At 41.2% G+C, this 23,260-nt stretch carries 22 protein-coding genes; 6 read left to right on the top strand and 16 right to left on the bottom strand.

Translation table 11 applies throughout. From position 1 onward, the window contains the following. The first annotated feature begins 10 nt into the window (after nt 1–10). Nucleotides 11–247, top strand: a complete 237-nt coding sequence (locus tag ACQ2HE_RS02480) for a hypothetical protein (protein ID WP_430894901.1) — start codon at nt 11–13, stop codon at nt 245–247. A gap of 2 nt (nt 248–249) precedes the next feature. On the opposite strand, the gene ACQ2HE_RS02475 is transcribed toward ACQ2HE_RS02480, so the two are convergent. The 9 genes from ACQ2HE_RS02475 to ACQ2HE_RS02435 form a co-directional block, all read right to left on the bottom strand. Further along, the gene (locus ACQ2HE_RS02475) at nt 250–678 is read right to left on the bottom strand and encodes a YybH family protein (RefSeq protein WP_430894903.1); all 429 of its coding nucleotides are present in this window, start codon (nt 676–678) and stop codon (nt 250–252) included. 66 nt (nt 679–744) lie between these two features. Next, entirely contained in the window at nt 745–1,665 is a 921-nt protein-coding gene (locus ACQ2HE_RS02470) for a sugar phosphate isomerase/epimerase family protein (protein ID WP_430894905.1), read from the bottom strand. Nucleotides 1,666–1,759: 94 nt separating this feature from the next. After that, nucleotides 1,760–2,329 (bottom strand): gluconate 2-dehydrogenase subunit 3 family protein, encoded by a 570-nt coding sequence (locus tag ACQ2HE_RS02465; protein WP_430894907.1) that lies wholly within the window; start codon nt 2,327–2,329, stop codon nt 1,760–1,762. A gap of 24 nt (nt 2,330–2,353) precedes the next feature. Continuing rightward, the gene (locus tag ACQ2HE_RS02460; RefSeq protein ID WP_430894909.1) at nt 2,354–4,075 is read right to left on the bottom strand and encodes a GMC oxidoreductase; all 1,722 of its coding nucleotides are present in this window, start codon (nt 4,073–4,075) and stop codon (nt 2,354–2,356) included. Between the two features lie 21 nt (nt 4,076–4,096). Next, nucleotides 4,097–5,830, bottom strand: coding sequence for a GMC oxidoreductase (locus ACQ2HE_RS02455; protein ID WP_430894911.1), 1,734 nt, complete (start codon nt 5,828–5,830; stop codon nt 4,097–4,099). A 7-nt stretch (nt 5,831–5,837) separates the two neighbouring features. Further along, nucleotides 5,838–7,559, bottom strand: coding sequence for a GMC oxidoreductase (locus tag ACQ2HE_RS02450; RefSeq protein ID WP_430894913.1), 1,722 nt, complete (start codon nt 7,557–7,559; stop codon nt 5,838–5,840). 73 nt (nt 7,560–7,632) lie between these two features. Next, complete coding sequence (locus tag ACQ2HE_RS02445; RefSeq protein ID WP_430894915.1) at nt 7,633–9,309, bottom strand: GMC oxidoreductase; 1,677 nt, start codon at nt 9,307–9,309, stop codon at nt 7,633–7,635. Between the two features lie 72 nt (nt 9,310–9,381). Next, nucleotides 9,382–10,272 (bottom strand): hydroxypyruvate isomerase family protein, encoded by an 891-nt coding sequence (locus ACQ2HE_RS02440; protein WP_430894917.1) that lies wholly within the window; start codon nt 10,270–10,272, stop codon nt 9,382–9,384. A gap of 149 nt (nt 10,273–10,421) precedes the next feature. Next, the gene (locus tag ACQ2HE_RS02435; RefSeq protein ID WP_430894919.1) at nt 10,422–11,672 is read right to left on the bottom strand and encodes an MFS transporter; all 1,251 of its coding nucleotides are present in this window, start codon (nt 11,670–11,672) and stop codon (nt 10,422–10,424) included. Nucleotides 11,673–11,858: 186 nt separating this feature from the next. Between ACQ2HE_RS02435 and ACQ2HE_RS02430 the strand changes: the two genes are divergently transcribed. The 4 genes from ACQ2HE_RS02430 (at nt 11,859) to ACQ2HE_RS02415 (ending at nt 15,515) form a co-directional block, all read left to right on the top strand. Further along, nucleotides 11,859–13,025, top strand: coding sequence for a Gfo/Idh/MocA family protein (locus ACQ2HE_RS02430; RefSeq protein ID WP_430894921.1), 1,167 nt, complete (start codon nt 11,859–11,861; stop codon nt 13,023–13,025). A 50-nt stretch (nt 13,026–13,075) separates the two neighbouring features. Then, nucleotides 13,076–14,128: a sugar phosphate isomerase/epimerase family protein gene (locus tag ACQ2HE_RS02425; RefSeq protein WP_430894923.1), complete on the top strand. Its 1,053-nt coding sequence runs from the start codon at nt 13,076–13,078 to the stop codon at nt 14,126–14,128. A gap of 43 nt (nt 14,129–14,171) precedes the next feature. Further along, nucleotides 14,172–14,558 (top strand): c-type cytochrome, encoded by a 387-nt coding sequence (locus ACQ2HE_RS02420; protein ID WP_430894925.1) that lies wholly within the window; start codon nt 14,172–14,174, stop codon nt 14,556–14,558. Nucleotides 14,559–14,759: 201 nt separating this feature from the next. Next, a complete protein-coding gene (locus ACQ2HE_RS02415; RefSeq protein WP_430894927.1) occupies nt 14,760–15,515 on the top strand; it encodes a 3-keto-disaccharide hydrolase in 756 nt (251 codons plus the stop codon). Nucleotides 15,516–15,603: 88 nt separating this feature from the next. Here the strand turns inward: ACQ2HE_RS02415 and ACQ2HE_RS02410 are convergent, their stop codons facing one another. The 5 genes from ACQ2HE_RS02410 to ACQ2HE_RS02390 form a co-directional block, all read right to left on the bottom strand. Further along, nucleotides 15,604–15,981 (bottom strand): Dabb family protein, encoded by a 378-nt coding sequence (locus tag ACQ2HE_RS02410; protein WP_430894928.1) that lies wholly within the window; start codon nt 15,979–15,981, stop codon nt 15,604–15,606. 3 nt (nt 15,982–15,984) lie between these two features. After that, on the bottom strand, nt 15,985–17,316 hold the full coding sequence (locus ACQ2HE_RS02405; RefSeq protein WP_430894930.1) for a Gfo/Idh/MocA family protein: 1,332 nt from the start codon (nt 17,314–17,316) through the stop codon (nt 15,985–15,987). Nucleotides 17,317–17,342: 26 nt separating this feature from the next. Beyond that, complete coding sequence (locus tag ACQ2HE_RS02400) at nt 17,343–18,209, bottom strand: sugar phosphate isomerase/epimerase family protein (RefSeq protein ID WP_430894932.1); 867 nt, start codon at nt 18,207–18,209, stop codon at nt 17,343–17,345. A gap of 210 nt (nt 18,210–18,419) precedes the next feature. Then, nucleotides 18,420–19,013, bottom strand: a complete 594-nt coding sequence (locus tag ACQ2HE_RS02395) for a hypothetical protein (protein WP_430894934.1) — start codon at nt 19,011–19,013, stop codon at nt 18,420–18,422. Next, nucleotides 19,003–19,515, bottom strand: a complete 513-nt coding sequence (locus ACQ2HE_RS02390) for an RNA polymerase sigma factor (RefSeq protein WP_430894936.1) — start codon at nt 19,513–19,515, stop codon at nt 19,003–19,005. Before ACQ2HE_RS02390 ends, ACQ2HE_RS02395 begins: the two co-directional genes overlap by 11 nt. Before the next feature lie 71 nt (nt 19,516–19,586). Here ACQ2HE_RS02390 and ACQ2HE_RS02385 point away from each other — a divergent pair, with 71 nt between their 5' ends. Further along, nucleotides 19,587–19,940, top strand: a complete 354-nt coding sequence (locus tag ACQ2HE_RS02385) for an arsenate reductase family protein (RefSeq protein WP_430894937.1) — start codon at nt 19,587–19,589, stop codon at nt 19,938–19,940. Nucleotides 19,941–19,990: 50 nt separating this feature from the next. Here the strand turns inward: ACQ2HE_RS02385 and ACQ2HE_RS02380 are convergent, their stop codons facing one another. Together ACQ2HE_RS02380 and ACQ2HE_RS02375 are read right to left on the bottom strand one after the other, a co-directional pair. Next, nucleotides 19,991–21,094, bottom strand: coding sequence for a glycoside hydrolase family 18 protein (locus ACQ2HE_RS02380; RefSeq protein ID WP_430894938.1), 1,104 nt, complete (start codon nt 21,092–21,094; stop codon nt 19,991–19,993). 17 nt (nt 21,095–21,111) lie between these two features. Continuing rightward, nucleotides 21,112–23,259 carry a c-type cytochrome domain-containing protein gene (locus ACQ2HE_RS02375; RefSeq protein WP_430894939.1) on the bottom strand — a complete coding sequence of 716 codons (2,148 nt, stop codon included), beginning with the start codon at nt 23,257–23,259 and terminating at the stop codon, nt 21,112–21,114. Between the last annotated feature and the right edge of the window lies 1 nt (nt 23,260).

Raw genomic sequence — 23,260 nt, 5'->3', positions numbered from 1 at the left:
TCAAACTCTAATGAGTGAATTTGAACCCGATGTTCGGAATTTTCTGGTAAGTATTGCCAAAATCGTTTCATTGACGCTGATGTGGCTTATGCTAACATTAGGATTGGGTTTGTACAATAACTGGCTAATACCCAAAGGAGAGCTACGCTGGCCTAACTATGTGTTCTACATCATTGTAATTGTAACATTTGTACTCCTGCTTCGCAAGTTGATAGAATTTTGGAAGCAAAGGTATCCGCACGGATAAACCTAAGAGCTGTGGTCCACCATGATCTTCCAAGACCCCTTTATCTTCTTAATAATAAGAGTGAAATGACCGGAAGCATCACCAATAGTTCTAGTGAGGTAGTATTTTCCGACAAGAAAGTAAGTGTCGGCATTCAGCTTTTTAAATTCGATAAAAGTAAATTGTAAGGTACCCATGGCAGCTCTATCAGGATATCCCTTCTTGTAATTATTGAGTGTATTGGTGTAGCCATAGGTAACACCCGACTTGCCTACGAACATCAACGAATCACTCTCCCAGTAGCCAACCATAAAGGAATCTACATTTCCTTGATTCCAATAGTTCTGTTGCTTCAGCATCATTGCTTTGATTGCTTCAACATCTTTATTGTTTTGAGCCTGGACAGAACCGCAGATAGCGATAATAAAGAAAAGAGAGTATAGTGCTTTCATCCCACTAATATAAAAAAAAGAGGCCGTATAAAACGACCTCTTTTATGTGGTGTGTTGATTTCTTAATTAAATAGTGAGCGCTTTCAAATAGGCTGCATCTACTTCGGCACTCTTTAACGGAGTGCTGTTTTCGTATTTCTCTTGCTCAACAATGTAGTATTTCATACCTGTTTGTGATGCCGTTTTCAACACTTTCTTATAGTCAATAGACCCTGTTCCTAAATCTACAGAAGCATCGTGTTCCTCAGCTTTAGCAGTTTTTGAGCGGTCTTTAACATGACAAAGCGTGAAGCGATTGGCATATTTTTTCATCCAGGCTTCTGGGTCTTGACCGGCTGTTACAACCCAATACATATCCATTTCAAAGTCGACCAATGAAGCATCGGTATTTTGGAGGAAAATGTCTTGAGGCATTTGACCATCAAGTGCTTTGAAGCTATAATCGTGGTTGTGATATGCGAAACGGATGCCGTTTTTCTTACAGATCTCACCGTTCTTATTGAACTGCTCAGCAAGCTTCTTATAGTCGTCGAGCGTTTTTTGAGCACCCACATAAGGGTTGATCAAGTATTTAAGGCCCACAGAAGCAGCTGAAGCTGCTTTTTTCTCGAAATCCTTTCCGGTATCACAATGGCTGCTCACCATTGAAAGACCCAGCTCATCGAGGGTTTTCTTGAAATCTACGGCGGTTAAGCCCCACCATAATCCGTTTGGACCTTCAAATCCTTCTACCTGTTTGTAGCCAAAGCCTGCAACTTGTTTCAGAACACCTTTAGGGTCTTTAGGGAAATCGTCGCGAAGCGTGTACAACTGTAATCCAAAATCACCCAATGGTTGCTCTGTTACAGTTGAAGCTGTGGCAGCAGTGCTGTCCTTTTTTTCAGAAGAACCCGGGCCACTGTCGTTACAGGAAGCCAGAGATCCGAAAGCGAATGCCGATGCAAACAGACCGGACTTTTTCAAAAAATCTCTACGATTTGAAGACATAATACGCTGTTGAATAAATTCAATAATAATATAGTAGTCCTTCGTCGAACAAAAAATTCGACAAAGACAGTCTTAATAGCGTTACAATACTAAACTAGGTTGCCCAAGCTCTGTCACCTTTTTTATAAGGAACACAGCCTTCGTATTTACCCGGAACGGCTACATAACGAAGGGCCTTGGTAGCACCTACTTCAGATGTAAAGAATCCTAACAATGTCAACTGTTTCATTAAACTGAAATAGTGTGTAGGATCTTCCGGTTTTTTAGACTTCTGATATTCTTTGGCTTCTTTATCCAAAGCAATCAACAAGTCTTTTCTTTGTTGAGGCGTTGCAGACATGAAGTCGGTCTTGTGCATTTTTTCACAAGCTTCGTTCACTTTTCCGATGCCTTCCAAGAATACTTTTTGATCTTTCTCTTCGTAACAATCCATTACCATGGTGTTCATAAATTCACCCACTTTCGCTTCTTTAGCGCCGGGTGTGCTTGTTGCCGGGATAATGGTTTCAGCGATTTCATCGAGAAGCGCAATGGTTTCTTTGCTCAATGGTAAACCTGCCGCTTTATCAGCTCCGGTTTTACAACCACTGAGAAAAAACTCAGCTCCTACAACGGTACCACCTACCAACACAGCAACTCTAGACAATGCTTCGCGTCTGTTCATATGTGATCGTTTATAGTTTTAAATTTATAAATTTCCTTTTTTCAATTCTTCAACCGCATGGTTAGCTGCTCTAGCTGTTAAGGCCATATAAGTTAAAGAAGGGTTTTGACAAGCAGATGAAGTCATACAAGCTCCGTCGGTCACAAACACATTTTTTGCATCCCACACTTGATTGAATTCATTCAATACAGATGTTTTAGCATCTCTACCCATTCTGGCTGTGCCCATTTCGTGAATTCCATGACCAATTGCATGCCCTGCATCCCAAGTAGAAATATCTTTTACTCCGGTTGCTTCCAACATGTTTTTCATTTCTTCAACAATGGCCTTGCGCATTTTCAGTTCATTCTCTTTCAACTCTGCGTCCATTGCAAGAATAGGTAAGCCCCATTTATCTGTCTTCTGTTTATCAAGATAAATTCTGTTTTCATGATAAGGAAGAATTTCACCGAAGCCGGTTGCCCCCATGGTCCAACCTCCCGGTTCTACGATCGCTTCTTTATAATCGGCACCAATACTCATTTCTGCGATCTCTCTACTCCAACCTCCTCTACCTGCACTACCTTGATAGCCGAATCCTCTTAAGAAATCGCGCTTGTCATCTCCAATATTTGCAAAACGAGGAATGTAAAAACCATTGGCTCTTCTTCCGTAATAATAGCTGTCTTCGTATCCATCCACTTTTCCACTAGCACCCAAATTATAATGGTGGTCCATTACATTGTGCCCCAACTCACCCGAACTACTTCCTAATCCGCCTTCCCATACATCGGTGGCTGAATTGAAAAGAATCCAAGTTGAATTCAAAGCCGAAGCGCAAGAAAAAACAATCTTGGCGGTAAACTCATACGTTTTATTCGTGACCGCATCCAACACCTCCACACCTTTGGCTTTTTTGGTGTCTTTGTCGTAAATGATCTTGGTTACAATTGAATCCGGACGAACAGTTAAATTTCCTGTTGCTAAGGCCGGTGGCAAGGTAGACGATTGTGTACTAAAGTAACCACCGAAAGGACAACCCTCCCAGCAACGGTTTCTAAACTGACAATTGGTTCTGCCGGGAATTGCCTGTGTTAGGTTTGCAACACGACCAATAATCAAATGACGAGTGCCTTTATAATGTTCCTTAATTCTTGCTGCCGCATCTTTCTCTACACAATTCAAATCCATTGGTGGAAGAAACTGCCCATCAGGTAAATTTGGAATACCTTCTTTACTTCCGCTGATTCCCGCATGTTTTTCAACATGGTCGTACCAAGGAGCAATGTCTTTATATCGAATCGGCCAATCCACGCCGTGTCCATCTTTCAAATTAGCTTCGAAGTCAAGGTCGCTTAAACGATAGCTTTGACGACCCCATAAAATACTTCTGCCGCCCATTCTATATACCCTCCACCAAGTAAATGGCTTCACTTCGTGGTAAGGACATTCTTTTTCGTTTACCCATGCATCAATAACTTGCTCTTGGGCGGCCCATCCTCTGTGAACAACAGGCTTATCATGTCGCTGTTGCGCTGTGGTTTGGCCTCTGTGCTTAAAATCCCAAGGATTCATTCCGGCGGTCTTGTAATCTTTTAAGTGCTCAAAAGCTCCTCCTCTTTCGAGCATCAATACCTTCAATCCTTTTTCGGTGAGCTCTTTTGCTGCCCAACCTCCGCTGATTCCACTTCCAATTACGATTGCATCGTAACTGTTTTGAATATCCGCTTTGGTATTGATGTTTACATTTGGTGAATCCGCAGGCATGTTATAGTTAAGGTTTAGTGATTATAAGTTTCCTTTTTTCAATTCTTCAACTGCATGATTGGCCGCTCTCGCTGTTAGCGCCATATAAGTGAGCGATGGATTTTGAGTTCCGGTGCTTACCATACTTGCGCCATCTGTTACGAAAACATTACTACAATGATGCAATTGATTCCATTTGTTAAGCAAAGAAGTTTTGGGATCATTTCCCATTCTCACACCGCCCATTTCATGAATGTCGTTACCCGGTACACGACCGTTATCGAATGGATTGATATTTTTGCAACCTGCTGCTTCCAGCATTGCAACTCCTTGCTCCAAAAAGTCTTTCAATATTTTGTTATCATTCTCGCCATAGTCAACAGAGGTGATTAACAACGGTACTCCCCATTCATCTTTCTGATCCTTGCTTAATCGAACGTGATTCTTTTCTTGTGGAATCGTTTCTCCTTGCATCATCATAAAAACACCCCAACCGCCCGGTTGACTTGCAAATTCCTTGAAGCCTTCTCCTATACCTTCTGCACCGTCTGAATTATGCCAGTTTACTCTACTGCAAGAATAGTGTACCATATAACCTCGCAGAAAATCCATCTCTTGCTTCCGAACATTTCTAAAGTTTGGCATCATGGCAGCAGTTGGCCTTCTTCCATATTCTTCTATATCATCAAAGCCTTCAATACCGGCGGTAATGTTGCCGCGGTAATCATGGAAAGCAATGTATTTTCCCATCAAGCCATTATCGTTACCCAATCCGTTTGGAAATCGATTGGAAGTTGAATTCAACAAAATCAGGTTCGAGTTCAAACATGCAGCATTCACGAAAATAATTTTCGCGAAATATTCTGTTGCTTCGTGCGTGTTTGAATCAATTACTCGTACTCCTACAGCCTTTTGTTTTTGTTCATCATAAATTATTGAATGAACAACCGCATGAGGACGAATGGTTAAGTTCCCGGTATTCGCAGCCCAAGGAAGTGTTGATGAATTGGAGCTGAAATAGCCTCCAAATGGGCAACCGCGATAACAGATATTTCTTGCTTGACACTGCCCTCTTCCTTGTTCCAAATGAACCGGATTGGGTTGTGTTAAATGCGCACATCTGCCTTGTATAACAGTTCTTCCGGGAAACTTCGAATGGATTTTTGATTGAATATGCTTTTCAGGGCAATTCATTTCCCAAGGAGGAAGAAACTCACCATCGGGTAATGTTTCCAAGCCGTCCTTATTTCCACTGATTCCTGCAAACTTCTCAACATAGCTATACCAAGGAGCAAGATCATCATAACGTATGGGCCAATCAATTGCAAAACCATCACGAGCGGGTGCTTCAAATTCAAACCGGCTCCAACGCTGGGTTTGACGTGCCCATATTAAACTCTTCCCTCCAACTTGATAACCTCTGATCCAATCGAAAGGCTTTTCTTGAATATAAGGGTGGTGTTTGTCTTTAATAAAGAAATGCTCCGTTGCTTCATCGTACGCATAGCATTTTGAAGCTATAGGATTTTCTTCTACCATCGCCTTTGTTCTTCCACCTCGGTGTTTCATTTCCCAAGGATTCAAAAGGGTAGTAGGATAATCTTTCTTGTGCTGAACATCTCGGCCACGTTCCAATACCAATGTTTTCAATCCTTTCTCGCATAGTTCTTTTGCGGCCCAGCCACCACTGATGCCACTGCCGATAACAATTGCATCGAATGTGTTTTGAGCAACGCCTCCGGAATTAATATTTACACTGGTTGAATCGTTTGGCATGTTACTATTATATAGTTCCTTTTTTCAATTCTTTTACAGCAAAATCAGCGGCTCTTGCTGTAAGAGCCATGTATGTAAGGGATGGATTTACGCAAGCTGCACTTACCATGCAAGAACCATCTGTTACAAATACATTTTTAGCGTCCCAAACCTGGTTGTTTCCGTTGAGTACTGAAGTCTTTGGATCTTTACCCATACGAGCAGTTCCCATTTCATGAATTCCCATACCCAACGCATAATCGCGATCGTATCCTTTGATATTTTTCAAGCCGGCAGCTTCAAGCATTGCTTTTGCTTGATTCTGCATGTCTACGCGCATCTTCTTTTCGTTCTCTTTAATCTCAGCATCAATAGCAAGTACAGGCAATCCCCATTTATCTTTCTTATTGGGATCCAGTGTCACTTTATTTTCATGATAAGGAAGCGTTTCACCAAATGCGGTCATACCAATAGTCCATGGACCCGGTTCAGATAATGCTTCTTTCAATTCTGTACCGATATTCAATTCAGCAATTTCTCTGCCCCATCCTTGTCTGCTAGCACTTCCTTGATATCCGTATCCTCTTATATAGTCTTGTTTGTCGCCAAACAAATTTTGCCAGCGAGGAATATAGAAACCGTTGGGTCTTCTTCCGTAGTAGTACTTATCTTCAAATCCTTCAACTGTTGCAGAAGCGCCTACTCTAAAGTGATGATCCATTAAGTTATGTCCAAGCTCACCACTGCTGCTACCCAATCCGGCCGGCCAAATATCAGTCGCTGTATTCATGAGAATCCAGGTTGAGTTGAGAGTAGAGGCATTCAAGAACACAATCTTAGCATAATACTCATAGGTTTTGTTGGTTTCTGCATCTAATACTTCAACCCCTTTCGCTTTCTTCGTGTCTTTATCGTAAATAAGCTTGGTTACAATTGAGTTTACACGCATGGTCAAATTACCGGTAGCCATTGCCGCAGGCAGTGTAGAGGACTGCGTACTGAAATAACCTCCAAACGGACATCCGTGAGAACATCTGTTTCTATATTGGCAAAGTGTTCTTCCGGGCAACTCTTTAGTGAGGTTAGCAGAGCGACCAATAGTAAGCAATCTCTTGCCCTGATAATGATCTTTTAATTTAGCTGCCACATCTTTCTCTACACAATTCAACTCCATCGGTGGTTGAAAATCTCCGTCAGGCAACTGAAGTAATCCATCTTTATTACCATTCACCCCTGCAAACTTTTCTGCGTAGCTATACCAAGGAGCAATATCTTTATAACGAATAGGCCAATCGATCGCAACACCATCTTTGGCGTTTGCCTCAAAGTCGAAGTCGCTCCAACGGTACGACTGACGACCCCACATCAATGAACGACCTCCAACATGGTATCCTCTGTACCAATCGAAACGTTTCACTTCAGTGTAAGGACAATCTTTATCACTTGCCCACCATTTTAAATTGATCTCGTTGAGAGGATAATCTCTTTTTAAAACGGGGTAATCTTTGATCATTTGTTGGGTTCTACCTCCACGGTGTGGGTACTCCCAAGGATCTTTACCGGTGTCAACATAATCGACCTTGTGTTTGATATCGAACCCTCGTTCAAGCATCAATACTTTTAATCCTTTTTCTGTGAGTTCCTTTGCGGCCCATCCGCCACTGATTCCGGAACCAATAACGATGGCATCAAAAGTGTTTTGCTCTTTTGCTGCTCCGTTTACATTCACCGAGGTAGTATCATTTGGCATAGCGATTCAATTTGCAATTAGTTGAATGGAGGAATCCCGACTGGTTTAAACCAGTCGGGATCTATCTTAAATCTTATAAATTACCTTTTTTCAATTCACTTACCGCATAATCTGCAGCGCGTGCTGTAAATGCCATGTAAGTGAGAGATGGGTTTTGACAAGCCGCAGAAGTCATGAAACTTCCGTCTGTTACAAATACATTCTTTGCATCCCATACTTGGTTCCACTTGTTAAGAACCGATGTTTTAGGATCGTGGCCCATACGTGCCGTACCCATTTCGTGGATACCGCGACCAGGTGTACCATCGCCATCGAACGCTTGAACATTTTTCAAACCGGCTGCTTCCAACATTTCTTGCGCATCGTCTTTCATGTCTTTGCGCATTTTCAATTCGTTCTCTTTCAATTCACAATCAAATGCCAACACATTCAAGCCCCACTTATCTTTTTTGGATTTATCGAGTGTTACTTTATTCTCATGATAAGGAAGAATTTCACCGAAACCACCCATACCAAATTGCCATGGTCCTGGTTCTAACAATTCTTCTTTGAATTCTGCGCCAATTGTAAATTCAGCAATTTCACGACCCCAGCCTGTTCTGCTCGCTCCTCCTTGATATCCAAAACCGCGCAAATAATCGCGTTTGTCTCCAAAGAAGTTGCGATAACGAGGAATGTATACTCCATTTGCTCTACGGCCATATGTATATCTGTCTTCGTAACCTTCAAAAGAACCAAAAGCGTATACGCCTAGGTGATGGTCCATTAAATTGTGACCCAACTCACCACTGCTACTTCCTAAACCACCCTCCCACACATCGGTAGCGGAGTTCATCATAATCCAAGTTGAGTTTAAAGTAGATGCATTTAAGAAAATGATCTTTGCTTTATACTCGTAGGTTTTATTTGTTTCTGCATCCAACACTTCAACACCGGTTGCTTTCTTAGTGTCTTTGTCATAAAGTACTTTAGTAACAATACTCCATGGACGAAGAGTTAGATTTCCGGTTTTTTCAGCGGCAGGTAAAGTAGCCGATTGAGTACTGAAATAACCGCCGAAAGGACAACCGTACCAGCATTTATCGCGGAACTGACATTGACGATCATTCAAAGGAACAGTGGCGTGTGCGCAACGTCCGATGATCATTTTGCGAATTCCTTTATAGTGTTGCTTAATTCGAGCTGCTACATCTTTCTCAACGCAGGTCATGTCCATCGGAGGTAAGAATTCGCTATCCGGTAATTCGGGAAGTCCTTCTTTAGAACCACTGATTCCGGCGAATTTTTCAACATAGCTGTACCATTGTTCCAGCTCTTTATAGCGCACCGGCCAGTCTACTGCAATTCCTTGTTTAGCATTTTCTTCAAAATACAAATCGCTCCATCTATAAGACTGACGGCCCCACATCAAGGAACGGCCACCTACGTGGTAACCACGGAACCAATCGAATCTTTTAATTTCAGTATAGGGAGAATCTTTATCACTTGCCCACCAATCGAGGTTGCGTTCGTTCAATGGATAGTCTCTCTTCAACACCGGATAATTGTTGATCATTTCTTGGGTTCTTTGCCCGCGATGGGGATGGTCCCAAGCCTCTTTATTTGCTTCTAAATAATCAACTTTGTGTTTGATATCTTTTCCTCTTTCGAGCATCAATACCTTGAGTCCTTTTTCGGTTAACTCTTTGGCAGCCCAGCCACCACTGATTCCGGAACCAACGACGATTGCGTCATAAACATTCTCAGCCATATTAATTCTTTGATGGGTTTACAATAGTTAGTACTAATTCTTTAATGAATCCTAATTTATTAAATGATTCGATTATACATCGCAAATTTGAACTGCTTTTTGAAGAGCGGCTAATTGTTGGGCTTGATCATTGCTGGTAGGAATGAATTCTTGCGCAACATATCCTTTGTATCCTAGGTCCAGTATGGCTTTCATGATAGCCGGGTAGTAGAGCTCTTGACTTTCGTCAATTTCACGACGACCGGGAACGCCTCCTGTATGAATGTGACCAATATAGTCTTTATAAGTGCGAATGGTTCTGATCACATCTCCTTCATCTATTTGCATGTGATAGATGTCGTAAAGTAGTTTGAAGTTGGGCGATCCAATTCGTTTTGCAAGTTCAACACCCCATGCTGTTTTATCACACTGGTAATCTTTATGATCCACTTTGCTGTTCAATAATTCCATTACGATGGTTACTCCGTGTTGCTCCGCGGTACTCATGATCTTCTTCAACCCGTCACTACAGTTTTTCCAACCGGTTTCGTCGTCTTTACCTCTACGACTGCCGCTGAAGCAAATCAGGTTTTTATACCCGGCTTTTGCAACCAGAGGAATCATATCGAGGTAATTTTGGATAAGTTTTGAATGAAAATTAGTGTCGTTCCATCCATCTACAAGGTTAATTTCTGCTCCATTGCACATCGTTGATATGAGGTTGTACTTTTTTAACGTTGGCCATTCTGAGGGGCCCACTAAGTCAATTCCAATCAATCCAATCTTTTTGCCTTCTGCGCACAATGTTTCCAATGGAATATTTCCATAGCACCAACGACAGGCGGAGTGCTGAATATTACCTTTCAATGTTGTGGAGTTTGATGTTTCATTTGAGAAAGAACCCAATACTGTAGTGGCGCCAATGGCCGCCGTTCCGGCTACGAGATTCTTCAATGCATTGCGGCGAGACTGATTTGTAGGCATACAGCAATAGTTGATAAGATGGAAGGGTAAATTACTAAAGAAAAAAACATCACCCATAAAATAGGTGATGTTTAACGAAAAAAATTATTTAGTGTAACGAACAGTTGTTTTGAACTGGTATTATTTTAACAAAGACTGATAGTATTTTATCAGGCTGCTTTCTTCTTTGATTTCATGAAGAAGTACAAACCTGCAAATGCTACAGTTAAAATAATCGGAATCACCAATGTTGCATTGATAATTTCCGGACCTGCTGCTTTCTTCGCCGCGTCTACTGCTTCTGCAGAAGCATTTGCAGCGTCAGAACCAAGCTTAGAGTTTACGATGTTATCATAGAATTTACCCATGAAAATCATATAAACAGAAACGGCAAACATTCCTGCACCGCCCATTAAATTCAATCCAACGGCGCCGGTTTTAGGTAAGTTTTCAGCCACGAAACCGAGCATGTTTGGCCAGAAATAACAAACTCCTAATCCAAAGATCAAGGCTCCAACGAACACGGTGTTTCCTGTAGCGTGGCCTAGAATATACAAACCAACCGCTGAAAGCGCTGCTGAAATCAACAACACACCAGTAGTAGAAAGTTTGTGAACCACAGGCTCTGCCAATCCGCGACCAATTACCATTACTCCGGTAGAAATAGTAAGAATGAGAAGGGCATTGTCTGTAACCGATTTCAATAATACCTCGATCCACTGACCGGTAAACAATTCAGTAATAGCGGTACCGAACATTAGAACGATCATTAATATGAAAAGTGGGTTGCCTAAAGACTTATACATTTCTGAAGAGGAAACTCCGGATGCAACTCTCTCTGTTACCGGAAAATCGAGTTTGAAGAACAAATAGCCATACAATACAGTTGGAACCAACATTACGGCTACTAGTACTTTCCAGTTAGAAAGAACATGGGTTGCTGCATCTGTTTGTCCAAAGAAATATACAATTAGAGTTCCAATTACAATTCCACCGGGGAACCACAAATGAAAGTGATTGAGTTTGATAGCTTTCTTTTCTGTGTAAAGAGCTGTAACCAGTGGGTTACAAGCAGCTTCTACCGTACCATTGCCCATTCCAATAAAGAGTGTTGAAATAAACAATCCGGTAAAACCTGAAGCGGTAATGGTTAGAATGATCCCTGCAAGGTGAAGTACAAAAGCACCTACAAGCAGTTTCTTCATTCCTATAATATCTACTAAAAATCCGCCTAAAATTACGGCGAGAGGAAAGCCCCAAAAAGCAGTACTTGTGATGATACTCGCATCTTCTTGCGACAAATTGAAATCAACTTTCCAGGTACCCAATAATCCTGCACGGATACCAAAAGACAAAGACGTAACTAACAGAGCTAAACAGCTTGCAATGAACAGCTGGTTTCGGTTAATGTTGGCTTGCATATCGTGTTGTTTTGTTTTGTGACGTGAATATATATTTTATGGAACTAACACTTGTTTATTAAACGGAGCAGTATATATATTTTTATGAGTGGATAAATGTATATTATTTTATCTTATTTTACTACTCGTTTTTTTATTAGGTTTGTGACCTTCATACACCTTTTTCAAATCACTAATTGCTTTCACATGAATAGAAAACTTAGAATGGGAATGGTAGGTGGTGGTAAAGATGCATTCATCGGAGCCATTCATCGCCATGCAGCATTTATGGACGGTTTAGTAGAACTGTCTTGCGGTGCGTTGAGTATCAATCCGGAAATTGCAGTGGCATCGGGCAAATCTTTGTTTTTGCCGGAAGATCGAATTTATTTGACCTATGAAGAAATGATCAAGAAAGAGGCAGCATTGCCTGCCGATAAAAGAATCGACTTCATTACCATTGTTACTCCCAATTTCGCGCATTTCGCACCGGCAATGATGGCTTTAGATCATGGTTTTCACGTGGTGATTGAAAAGCCGATAACTTTTACAATTGAAGAAGCGAAGCAGTTAAAACAGAAAGTAGAAGAAACCGGCTTATTGCTTTGTTTAACGCATACTTATTCAGGATACCCAATGGTAAAGCAAGCCAAGGCAATGTTTGCCGGAGGTGCTTTTGGAGCCATTCGTAAAGTTTGGGTAGAATATCCTCAAGGATGGTTGAGTAAACTTTCTGAAAGAGAAGGAAATGCACAAGCTGCTTGGAGAACCGATCCGAAGAAAAGCGGTAAGAGCGGATGTATGGGTGATATTGGAACCCACGCAGCTCACTTAGCAGAATATATTACAGGTGCAAAAATTACCAAAATTTGTGCTGACTTAAACGTGATGGTGCCGGGTCGTATGTTAGACGATGACGGAAACGTTTTGTTGAAATTCGATAACGGAGCGGCGGGTGTACTCATGGCTTCACAAGTTGCTGCCGGTGAAGAAAACGCACTCAAGATTCGTGTATATGGCGAGAAAGGTGGTATTGAATGGGCGCAACACGAGCCGAATACTTTGTTGGTAAAATGGTTGGATCAACCTACTCAAATATTGAGAGCCGGTGGTAACTATGGTGATCGATTGAGCAGTTTTGCTACTCACAACTGCCGCACTCCGGGTGGTCATCCGGAAGGCTACTTGGAAGCTTTCGGCAACATCTACCGAAATTTTGCTTTAAGCCTTGCAGCAAGAATTGACGGAACTACTGCTACACCTGAAATGCAAGACTTCCCCAAAGTTGATGAAGGCATTAGAGGTATGGCTTTTATAGACAATGTGGTTGCTTCTTCACAGTCAGACGCAAAATGGTACGATCATACGATTTAATATAACTACAGGGGTTCCTTTGGAACTCCTGTTTTAATTTTCACTTGTTTATGAATACAATTAAAGGACCGGCAATTTTTCTGGCGCAATTTATGGGCGATACAGCGCCGTTCAATTCTTTAAAGTCTATTTGCCAATGGGCAAGAAGTCTCGGTTTTGTTGGGGTGCAAATCCCAAGTTGGGACCCCCGCTGCATCGATCTTCAAAAAGCAGCAGAAAGTAAAACCTATGCCGATGAAATTAAAGGCATCGTAAATAGTTGTGGTTTGGAAATCACAGAGCTAAGCACACACCTTCAAGGACAATTGGTTGCCGTACATCCTGCTTACGATACTTTGTTCGACGGTTTTGCTCCCGAAGCAGTTCGAGGCAATCCTAAAGCCAGAACCGAATGGGCCATTCAACAATTAAAATACGCCGCCAAAGCGTCTCAAAACCTTGGCCTTAATGCTCATGCTACCTTTAGTGGGGCTTTGTTATGGCCAACTGTTTACCCCTGGCCTCAGCGTCCGGCAGGTTTGGTTGAAACCGGATTCAAAGAGCTGGCGAACCGTTGGTTGCCAATTTTGAACGTATTTGACGAAAACGGTGTTGACCTTTGCTACGAAGTTCACCCGGGTGAAGATCTCCACGATGGTGTGAGCTATGAACTCTTCTTAAAACATACAAACAACCACCCTCGTGCTTGTTTGTTGTACGATCCCTCTCACTTTGTATTGCAATGCTTAAACTACTTAGAATATATCGATATCTACCACGAACGAATTCGCATGTTCCATGTTAAAGATGCAGAGTTCAATCCAACCGGAAGACAAGGTGTTTATGGCGGCTATCAAGGATGGGTTGATAGAGCCGGACGATTCCGCAGCTTGGGCGATGGTCAAGTTGATTTCAAAGGCGTTTTCAGCAAACTAACTCAATACAATTATAAAGGTTGGGCAGTTATGGAATGGGAATGCGCTTTGAAGCATCCGGAAGATGGAGCAGCTGAAGGTGCTGTTTTTATCAAGAACAATATCATAAGAGTAACAGAAAAAGCGTTTGATGACTTCGCCGGTACCGGAAGCGATGAAAATTTCAATCGCTCCGTATTGGGTTTGTAAAGTACATTTGTAATTGAAATCTAAGAACATAAAAATAAAGAAAATGAAAAAGTTATTATTTGTAATGAGTGCGGCTGTATTACTGTATGCTTGTGGCGGAAGTGAAGCTGCTAAACCTGAAGAAAAGAAAGAAGAAGCGTCTGCACAAACAGCATCTGTTAGTAGTGCCGACGAAAAAGCGTTGGAATTAATCGGTTCTAAGGGATGTACCGCTTGTCACGCTATTGATAAAAAAGTGATCGGACCCGCATACATCGATGTTTCTAAAAAATACGAATCAAGTCCTGCTCAAATTGATTCGCTCGCAACAAAAGTAATCAAAGGAGGCAAAGGCGTTTGGGGTGAAGTTATGATGACTCCAAACAACGTAACCCCGGAAGAAGCAAAAGATATGGTTACTTACATCCTGAACTTAAAAAATGCAAAATAAAAACGAGGGCCGCTTAAACAGCGGCCTTTGTTTTTAAAAAGATTCGATAAGTGGGCTATTAATTGTTAAAGTCGTTTTTTCTCAATCCACTTATCAAACTTTAAGCAAAACATTCTCGTCTATTCCGTTAATTTGTTGCAAACAACATCGAACAAATCTATTATTGTAGTTTTTACATTTAAATTGAATAAAATCACAAGCATGAAAAAATGGCTCTCCTTTGCTGCAATTGTTGTGGCAGCTGCTACCTGGATCGCAATGCGCCCGATCACTAACAATTCCGATGCAAAAGCCGGTGACAATACACTAACAGCCAAAGAAAAGAAAGAAGGTTGGAAACTACTATTCGATGGTAAAACAAAGAAAGGATGGCACGTTTACAATAACAAAAGCGATGGTTCTGCTTGGAAGGTAGAAAATGGTTGTCTTCATTTAGATCCGGCTCAAATGAACGGATGGCAAACTGTTGGTGGTGGCGATATCGTGAGTGAAGAAGAGTACGATAATTTTCATCTGAAATTAGAATGGAAACTAGCCGATAGCGCTAATAGCGGTGTTATTCTTTTTGTGAAAGAAGATCCCAAATATGCATTCCCTTGGGTTACAGGTCCTGAAATGCAAGTGCTCGACAACAATGGTCACCCCGATGCAAAAATCATCAAACACCGCGCAAGCGATTTGTATGATATGATTAGCTCTAGCCCCGAAACCGTTAAGAAAGCCGGAGAATGGAATTTAGCAGAAGTGATCAGCGATCACGGTAAACTCGAATTTCGTTTGAACGGCGTAAGTGTTTTGAAAACAACTATGTGGGATGATAATTGGAGAGCAATGATCAAGAAAAGCAAATTCAAAGACATGGCCGATTTCGGTACCTACAAAAAAGGTAAACTCGGATTACAAGATCATGGAAATAAAGTATGGTTTAAGAATATCAAGATTAAGGCACTGAAATAAGAGTCGTAATCGACTTCAACATAAAAGGCGCTCCATAATGGAAGCGCCTTTTTGTTTATCTATTCTTTTACAATTCAACCATGGATCACTATTTCTTACTCCAGTAGTCAACCACCAAAACATTGTCCAATATGGGTTTTAGAAGATTCCCAAACTCTTTATGTTTCGGGTGTGGCAAATAAGTATCTCTATCTTTTTCACTGTCAAAACTCAGAAAGAAACAGTGGGTGAACCCTTGATTGAGACCCTCGGGACTGTTGTTCAAGCCCCATTCAAAAGCTTTGATCTCTTTTATTTCATTTTTTAAATTGGCAAAAGCCTTGATCACCGCTTCTATTTGTTCTGGCTTCGCATCGTCTTTAAACTTGAACATTACCACGTGTTGTAGCATTGATTTGCTTTTTTTCGTTTGCGCAAACCCGGTCATTGTTCCGAAAAGCGCTAGCACTAACAATAATTGTTTCATTTATTAGATTTTAGGGAGTTTGTATCCATTGAAATACTCTTTACCCAAGTATTTCTTATTTACAGCTTCGTCTGTAAAACGCTCTTTCGTTGCATCCCACACCAATTTCTGTTGTGTTCTGAAAGCTATATTGCCAAGCTGACATACTGTTGCAATATGGGCGCCTGTTTCAATTGGGCAATTAAGCATGTCTTGCTTTCTCGCTCTAACAGCTGCAATAAAATTCTCCCAATGCTTTTGTAAGCCATTATCGCTTGGCGATTTGCGCTCAACTTTTACTTTCTCTTTGCTTTGTCTTTCTTCATACACTTCCCAACCTCCTCTATCCAACTCGAGCGTTCCATTGTTTCCGATAAAAGCAATGCCGTGATCCTTTCCATACAAACCGTTGTCGATTCCCATGGCATGATCCCAAATCAAATTGAATTTATCGAACTCGTATAAAGCTCCCATGGTGTCGGGTGTTTCCTGACTTAAATCGGGATAAGCAAAGTTGCCGCCGAGAGCAGAAACCGACTTAGGCACAGAAGCATTCATTCCAAATACAGCATAATCCATTAGGTGAACACCCCAATCGGTCATCAAACCTCCTGCATAATCCCAAAACCAACGGAAGTGAAAATGGAAGCGGCTTGCATTAAACGCTCTTTTCGGTGCCGGACCAAGCCACATATCGTAATGAACACCGGGAGGCGGTGCAGTATCCGGTCTTTTTGGTTCCGGACGCATCCATCCTTGATAACACCAAACTTTAACAGTACGAATATTTCCCAAAGCACCGGTTCTAATATAATCAACAGCATCTCTGAAGTGTTGCTGACTTCTTTGCCATTGACCGCCTTGTACAATTCGATTGTATTTTTTCTGAGCGGCTACCATGGCCCTGCATTCTTCAATAGAATTTCCAACAGGCTTTTCTACATACACATCTTTTCCAAGCGCCACAGCCTCAATCATAATCAATGCATGCCAATGATCCGGAGTTCCAATAATTACGGCATCAATATCTTTCTGCTCCAATAACTTCCTGTAATCTGTATAAAGCTTCACTTTGGAAGCATCAATATTCTGTTTTGCTAATTCTCCTGCTCGCTTATTTAATACGTTTTCATCTACGTCACAAAGTGCTACTACATTCACACCGGGAACTTTAATGGCTGCTTGTAAATTGCTCCACCCCATCCCTGCAATTCCGATTGCACCAATATTAACTTGATCACTAGGAGCGATGCCTGATTTTAAAATATGAAAACCCGGAGTATTGAAGGCAGACAATAGCATACCCCCTCCTGCCAATGCTGCAGATTGTTGTAAAAACCGACGACGTTGGTTCATATGTTTATAAATGTATGATGAAGAAATTACTGCAAGTTTGCCTTGATGTATTCAATGCTCTTCGTAATACTATCCATTGGAGCACCCGGACAAATATCTTGTTCAACAAAGAAGTGCTTCATGCCACTTTTCTTCGCATTGGCGAAAATGGTTTTGAAATCAATAACACCATTTCCAACTTCAGTGAAGAATTTCTTTTCTGTTTTGTCCATGTCTTTAACATGCCACATCGGGAATCTACCGGGGTTTGCAGCAAACAAGTCAACAGGATTCTTACCTGCTTTTACTGCCCAGTACAAGTCCAATTCAAACTTCACCAATTTAGAATCGGTTTCTTTGATCAATATATCTAAAGGAGTAACACCATTCAGGTTAGCAAATTCAAAGTCGTGGTTGTGATAAGCCAATTGAAGTCCGGCAGACTTAGCCACTTCACCTGCTTTATTCAATCCCTCGGCGATTTTCTTGAAGTTATCAGCAGATCCACGGTGTTGTTCTTCTAACCAAGGAATAACAATAAATGATTGGCCAAGGGCTTTTGAATCGTCTACGGTTTGTTTCCAATCAGATTCCCAGCCATCTTTCAAAAAGATACCGGCCGCGAAAGTATGTCCACTTGGAGATGTCAAACCATTTGCGCTCAATTCTGCTTTCAATTCTGCCGGAGTCAATCCAAACCATTTTCCTTTGCCGTAAGCAAAGGTTTCTACTTCCTTAAAGCCTTTTGATGCAACAAGTTTCAGGGTTCCTTTGGGGTCTTTGAACATTTCATTGCGAAGTGTATAAAGCTGAACACCGATGGCGTGTTTCTTTTTGAAGAAATCAGAACCGTCTACCATGAAAGCTGCAGAAAGCAGAGAAGATTGCTTGATAAAATCACGACGTGATGGCATAGCAAAATGATTTAGTGTTGAAATTATTGGACGTGGAAATTACTAAATCCTTTGACGGCTAAAAAATATATTTCCAAGAACTAAAATGAACTGTGGATTTGACAATTAACTGTTTACAATTGCTTTTGAAAGAACCCTGGGATTTGATCAAGCATAAAAAAAACGCGATTTCTCGCGTTTCTTTAATTATTTTTCATCTGGAAGCACTATTCATTCCATTTCCTTCAATAATGTTTTAAGAGCATCCACATGTTGACCGTACAATTTCCGTACGTACCATTTATTTAAAAAATAAACGCCGATTGTTAACACTACTGCCGAGCCAAAAAGTATAGGATACACCTCACTTGAATGTGCTTCATGATTGGGGGTCTTATAAAAGGCGATGAGTCCGGCACTTATATAGGCTACAGGAGTCAATACGTTACCCAATATGAAATACAAACGAACGTATTGTTCGAGTAGCTTTACCTGATTTTCTAAATTGGACTTCACTTCACAAGCAACGCATTCCATTTTATGCAAAAGCTTGCTTTTCTTGTAGTAATAGAATCCAAATATGGCACCCAATGCAAAGAGCAAAATGGAAACGGTCCAATAAAGACCATCGTCTGATAAGAAATAATAGGCGGTAAAGCTCACGTACAAAACGAGAACCGCCATCAATTCCCAGAACAAATTGCGCTTGATTTTAGCAATCGGTCGCTTTGATTTACGCTGTAAAATCCGAGCTAAAGCAGCATCGTCTACTACTTTACTTTCGCCAAGCGACTGCCAACCTTGTTTTAATAGATCAAGACTCATAGGCCACTTCTTGAGTTAGTTTACGTAACTTTTCTTTAATTCGATTCATTTTTACCCGCAGGTTGTTTTGGTTGATACCCATAATCTCTTCCATCTCCTCGTAACTCTTATCATCTAGGTATAACATTACAATTGCTTTTTCGATGGCTCCTAGTTGTTCTATGGCTTTATATAAAAACTGTATTTGTTGCTCTTTCTCTTTATCGGCTTGTTCGTCTTGAATATTCGCGGGTGCGAGTTCCGGATATACGATCGGTACGGCCCGCTGTGCTTTTCTTACGCCCGATATAGCAGTATTAAGTGCAATTCTATAAATCCAAGTTGTGAATTTGGAATCGCCCCTAAAGCCCGGATAGGCTTTCCAAATTTGAATAACAATTTCTTGGAACAAATCCTCACGGTCCTGTTCCTGGTCACAATACACATGACAAACCTTGTGCAGTAATGCCTGGTGTTGTTGAATTAGTTTTACAATTTCGTCTTGTTGTACCTTTGGCGGCAAACAAAATAGTTTTAGTGGTGTAGTATAAGTAGCGTTCAACGCAAAAATATTACAACAGGAATTAAATTAGTATGAAGAAGATTTATCATTTGGGCACTTGCAGCACCAACCAACGCATTATCCAAGAAACCGGTATCACACCGCAAAAATTTGAGATGCAGGATATTAAGACTGAAAAGATCAGTCCGGAACAATTGGATCAAATGAAAGAAATGGCAGGATCCTACGAAGCCCTTTTTAGCAGAAAAGCGCTCAAATACAAGGAATTAGGGTTGAAAGACAAGGCGCTAAGCGAAAAAGACTATCGTAATTATATCTTGGAAGAGTACACATTTTTAAAACGCCCGGTTGTTATTATTGGCAAGGAGATCTTTGTTGGTAACGACAAAAAAACGGTTGAGAAACTGTCACTTGCCGTAAAATAAAAAGCGGATTGAATCATCAATCCGCCCTTCGTTTATAATGGTTTTCCAATTTACTTTTCTAAGGTTTTGGTAATCACATCAAGTAATCCGGCTTCAGGTTTATCCAGCGTGAGCTCCCAGAACATGATGCCTCCTAATTTCAGCTTTTTACAATATTCTGTTTTTGCTTTGATGGAAGTGGGGTCGTCAAAAGTCATGAAGATTTTCTTCTCCGCGCTATAACGCCAAATGGCTTTTGAAATCGGATCTGTATAGGTTACATACCCATCTGTATCGGGATATTTTGAATACAAGATCTTATACGGTACGAAATCTAAAAACACACCGGATTGATAAATGCCGTTTCTATCCGCTGAAACGTTGGCCCAAGCACGAGCATAAAAAGCTGCACCCAGCACTATTTTTGATGCGGGTACTCCGGCTTTCATCAATAATTTCACGCCATTATCTCCCGACTCTTTTTGGTCTTTATTCGAATACAGCGGAGTGTGATGACCGGTTACTCTGCTAAAACCGCTTACCAAATCATAACTCATGAGGTTAACGCGATCTACCAACGGCATTACCGCTTTCCAATCAATCGCCGAATCTACAAATGGCGTAAATCCACCTGCAGCAAAACTTATCTCGCGACCCTTTCCTATCGATTTACGCAATTTTCGAATGAGATCTGTAAAATTGTCTTTATCAGAAAGGCTTCTTGAGTGGCCCGGATAACCTTCAATAACGGGGTATTCCCAATCTAGGTCCAATCCATCGGCATTGTAATTATCCATGATGCGTCGAACGCTGGCAGCAAACTTTGCCCTGCTGGTATCACGGGAAAAAACCTCCGAACAAGGAGCACATCCACCCCATCCACCAAGCGCCACCATAACTTTAAGTTGAGGATTTTGCTTCTTAAGATCTGTAAGTGCTTTTAAAATCTGACGTTGGCGATCACTTCCAAATGCCAATGTATCTCCATTTAAATGCAAAAAGCTATAAATGATATGTGTAAGTGATTTTACGGAATAGGCATTGATTACGGTATCATTACCGGTATAATAAGCGATAACATCCGGTTTTTTGGTTTGAGCCGAAGATGGTGTAACAAATACCAATAAAAAAGCAAATGCCATCAGGAATTTAATACCCGCCATTCTGAAATTCATGTGATCTCTCTTTAAGTTTAGTTAATAAATACTTCATCAATAAAAGCCCATCCTTTCTCACCCTTCCCGCTATGCCATTTGGGAAGTTTCGAAACAGGAATAGCTTTGAGTTTGATGCATTGCACCGTTTTTGGCTCAAAGCTCAAATAGAAAGGCACTACTTGAGGGGCTTCATATGCGGCAGGCTGTTTGGGCGTAATGGTTCCAATTAACTTTAAATCTTTTGGATTGGTGCCACCCCAAACTTCAATCTTTAGAGGAGGAAATATATAGCTACTAACGCTGCTCAATGTACTAACAGCGAGTTCTTTTATTGTCACAGGTTTGTTGAAAAAAGCAAGCGCTTCCATATCATTGTTTTGATAACCCAACCACTGTCCGCCCGCGAAATTATTCTCCCCTTTGATCAAATCGAACAAGGCTTTTGGACCGGTAGAGCCATATTTGGGATCCGATGGCAAGGTCAACACTACGCTATCGGGGCGATAGGTACTCTTATAAAAATACTGCGACACCAATGCGCTGCTATGCCAGCCCGGCTTGAACGCCTTCGCCTTAATGGCCATAGTACCGGTTATCATCTCCCTTCCATCATAAACCTTCGACTTCAAACTATCGGGCTCTGTTCCATCCGTTGTATACCGAATCACAGCTCCATTGATATAATGTTTCATCTTCAATAGCTGTGGCTCAATTATAGTGGTCTCTTCGTTCAAGATTACAGGAGAGGGAAGTTGCATTACCAAGGTATCGTTCTTATATCCCAATTCAACCAATAAGCCTGGATTCGATTTTTTTAGTGCTGCTACTTGATCTTTTTCTAATCCTGTATTCCAGGCTACCAGGTTTTTTAAACTTTTCAAGGGAGCTACCGCATTTACTAAACCTGCATCTGTTTTAGTACCCGTTAAACTGAGCATTTCCAGTTTCTTGAGTCCTTGCAATGCATCGATACCGGATGTAGTAACATTGGTAAAGTTCAAGTGCAATCGCTCCAAATTAGCGAAGCCTGCAATTACTTTTAAGTCTTCATCCGTAACCGGCATCTTATTCAAATCCAACTCCACAATTTGCTTACCAACAGGTTCCAATTCTTTCAACGCTGCTTGATTGTAGAAGGGAGCATTATAGAAATGAACCAGTAAAGCCGGACTTTGCAATGCAATAGCAGTGATCACTCTATTACTATTGTTTAGTTTGGCAATTGTTCCTGCATCGGCCGGCGGGAAGGTATAGGTTTTGATAGAAGATTTGTCGAATTTACTTGCAGCTAATAATCTCAATGTATCTGTTTCAGGCAAGGCAGACAGTTTCTGAGTAAAGGAAGCTCCCGAATTGATCCACGCACCCAAGAGCACCATCTCCTCGTCCGTCAGCGATGGTTTTCCCGGAGGCGGCATGTGTTTCTTATCCGTTTCAGGTAAATGAATTCGCTTCAACAAAAGACTGGCAGTAGGGTTGGCGCTGTCCCACAAGGCACCCGATTTGCCTCCCTTTAAAAGGTCTTCCATCGTTTCCATGATCAACTCGCCCTTGCTCTTCTTTGTATTATGACAGGTTACGCATTTTGCATCAAGTATGGGCTGAATTACATCGGCGAAAACCAAGGCCTGATCAAAAGAAACTTCGGGCTTTTGCTTGTCAGACTGTAAAGGCGCAAACACAAAGTCCTCGCCGTGCGTAATATTGGCACCTAAATGTGCAACGATCACAACGATGATCACAAGCAATGGACTAAGGATCCACTTTAATTTAGGAACAAGGCTATTTGCATTCAGCTTATCACGAAACAAATACCAGCAAAGTGTAAGCGCAGACAATACAATTCCAAACCACTTATGGCGAACCAAGGTATCTCCTTCATATCCGGGTTCTTGAGATAGAAACAAACCAAATAGAGACGTAAGTACAGTGAAAAAAGCAGTTAACAAAATGAGGGTATCGCTCAGTTCTTTTGAAATGATCTTTTTTGGCTCAAGGAAGAAATAAGTAACGACACTAAAAAAAATCAATACAATTGGAAAGTGCAGAATCATTGGATGCATTCTTCCAAATACTTGAATAAAGGCAGGCACTTGCAAACTGCTATCGAACAACACTAGAAAAAAAAGTAGCGCTGTAATTCCAATTAATATTGTAAAAATGATGCTGCGCAATCGTGTCATA

It is taken from the genome of Endoryza foliicola (genome assembly GCF_050589245.1).
Classification (GTDB): Bacteria; Bacteroidota; Bacteroidia; order Chitinophagales; family Chitinophagaceae; genus Endoryza; species Endoryza foliicola.
This window is presented reverse-complemented; position numbering and strand designations above follow the sequence as displayed.

Excerpts from the sequence above, each read along its gene's own strand:
- ACQ2HE_RS02480 (WP_430894901.1), top strand. The coding sequence starts at position 11 with ATGAGTGAATTTGAACCCGATGTTCGGAATTTTCTGGTAAGTATTGCC.
- ACQ2HE_RS02475 (WP_430894903.1), bottom strand. The coding sequence starts at position 678 with ATGAAAGCACTATACTCTCTTTTCTTTATTATCGCTATCTGCGGTTCT.
- ACQ2HE_RS02470 (WP_430894905.1), bottom strand. The coding sequence starts at position 1,665 with ATGTCTTCAAATCGTAGAGATTTTTTGAAAAAGTCCGGTCTGTTTGCA.
- ACQ2HE_RS02465 (WP_430894907.1), bottom strand. The coding sequence starts at position 2,329 with ATGAACAGACGCGAAGCATTGTCTAGAGTTGCTGTGTTGGTAGGTGGT.
- ACQ2HE_RS02460 (WP_430894909.1), bottom strand. The coding sequence starts at position 4,075 with ATGCCTGCGGATTCACCAAATGTAAACATCAATACCAAAGCGGATATT.
- ACQ2HE_RS02455 (WP_430894911.1), bottom strand. The coding sequence starts at position 5,830 with ATGCCAAACGATTCAACCAGTGTAAATATTAATTCCGGAGGCGTTGCT.
- ACQ2HE_RS02450 (WP_430894913.1), bottom strand. The coding sequence starts at position 7,559 with ATGCCAAATGATACTACCTCGGTGAATGTAAACGGAGCAGCAAAAGAG.
- ACQ2HE_RS02445 (WP_430894915.1), bottom strand. The coding sequence starts at position 9,309 with ATGGCTGAGAATGTTTATGACGCAATCGTCGTTGGTTCCGGAATCAGT.
- ACQ2HE_RS02440 (WP_430894917.1), bottom strand. The coding sequence starts at position 10,272 with ATGCCTACAAATCAGTCTCGCCGCAATGCATTGAAGAATCTCGTAGCC.
- ACQ2HE_RS02435 (WP_430894919.1), bottom strand. The coding sequence starts at position 11,672 with ATGCAAGCCAACATTAACCGAAACCAGCTGTTCATTGCAAGCTGTTTA.
- ACQ2HE_RS02430 (WP_430894921.1), top strand. The coding sequence starts at position 11,859 with ATGAATAGAAAACTTAGAATGGGAATGGTAGGTGGTGGTAAAGATGCA.
- ACQ2HE_RS02425 (WP_430894923.1), top strand. The coding sequence starts at position 13,076 with ATGAATACAATTAAAGGACCGGCAATTTTTCTGGCGCAATTTATGGGC.
- ACQ2HE_RS02420 (WP_430894925.1), top strand. The coding sequence starts at position 14,172 with ATGAAAAAGTTATTATTTGTAATGAGTGCGGCTGTATTACTGTATGCT.
- ACQ2HE_RS02415 (WP_430894927.1), top strand. The coding sequence starts at position 14,760 with ATGAAAAAATGGCTCTCCTTTGCTGCAATTGTTGTGGCAGCTGCTACC.
- ACQ2HE_RS02410 (WP_430894928.1), bottom strand. The coding sequence starts at position 15,981 with ATGAAACAATTATTGTTAGTGCTAGCGCTTTTCGGAACAATGACCGGG.
- ACQ2HE_RS02405 (WP_430894930.1), bottom strand. The coding sequence starts at position 17,316 with ATGAACCAACGTCGTCGGTTTTTACAACAATCTGCAGCATTGGCAGGA.
- ACQ2HE_RS02400 (WP_430894932.1), bottom strand. The coding sequence starts at position 18,209 with ATGCCATCACGTCGTGATTTTATCAAGCAATCTTCTCTGCTTTCTGCA.
- ACQ2HE_RS02395 (WP_430894934.1), bottom strand. The coding sequence starts at position 19,013 with ATGAGTCTTGATCTATTAAAACAAGGTTGGCAGTCGCTTGGCGAAAGT.
- ACQ2HE_RS02385 (WP_430894937.1), top strand. The coding sequence starts at position 19,587 with ATGAAGAAGATTTATCATTTGGGCACTTGCAGCACCAACCAACGCATT.
- ACQ2HE_RS02380 (WP_430894938.1), bottom strand. The coding sequence starts at position 21,094 with ATGAATTTCAGAATGGCGGGTATTAAATTCCTGATGGCATTTGCTTTT.
- ACQ2HE_RS02375 (WP_430894939.1), bottom strand. The coding sequence starts at position 23,259 with ATGACACGATTGCGCAGCATCATTTTTACAATATTAATTGGAATTACA.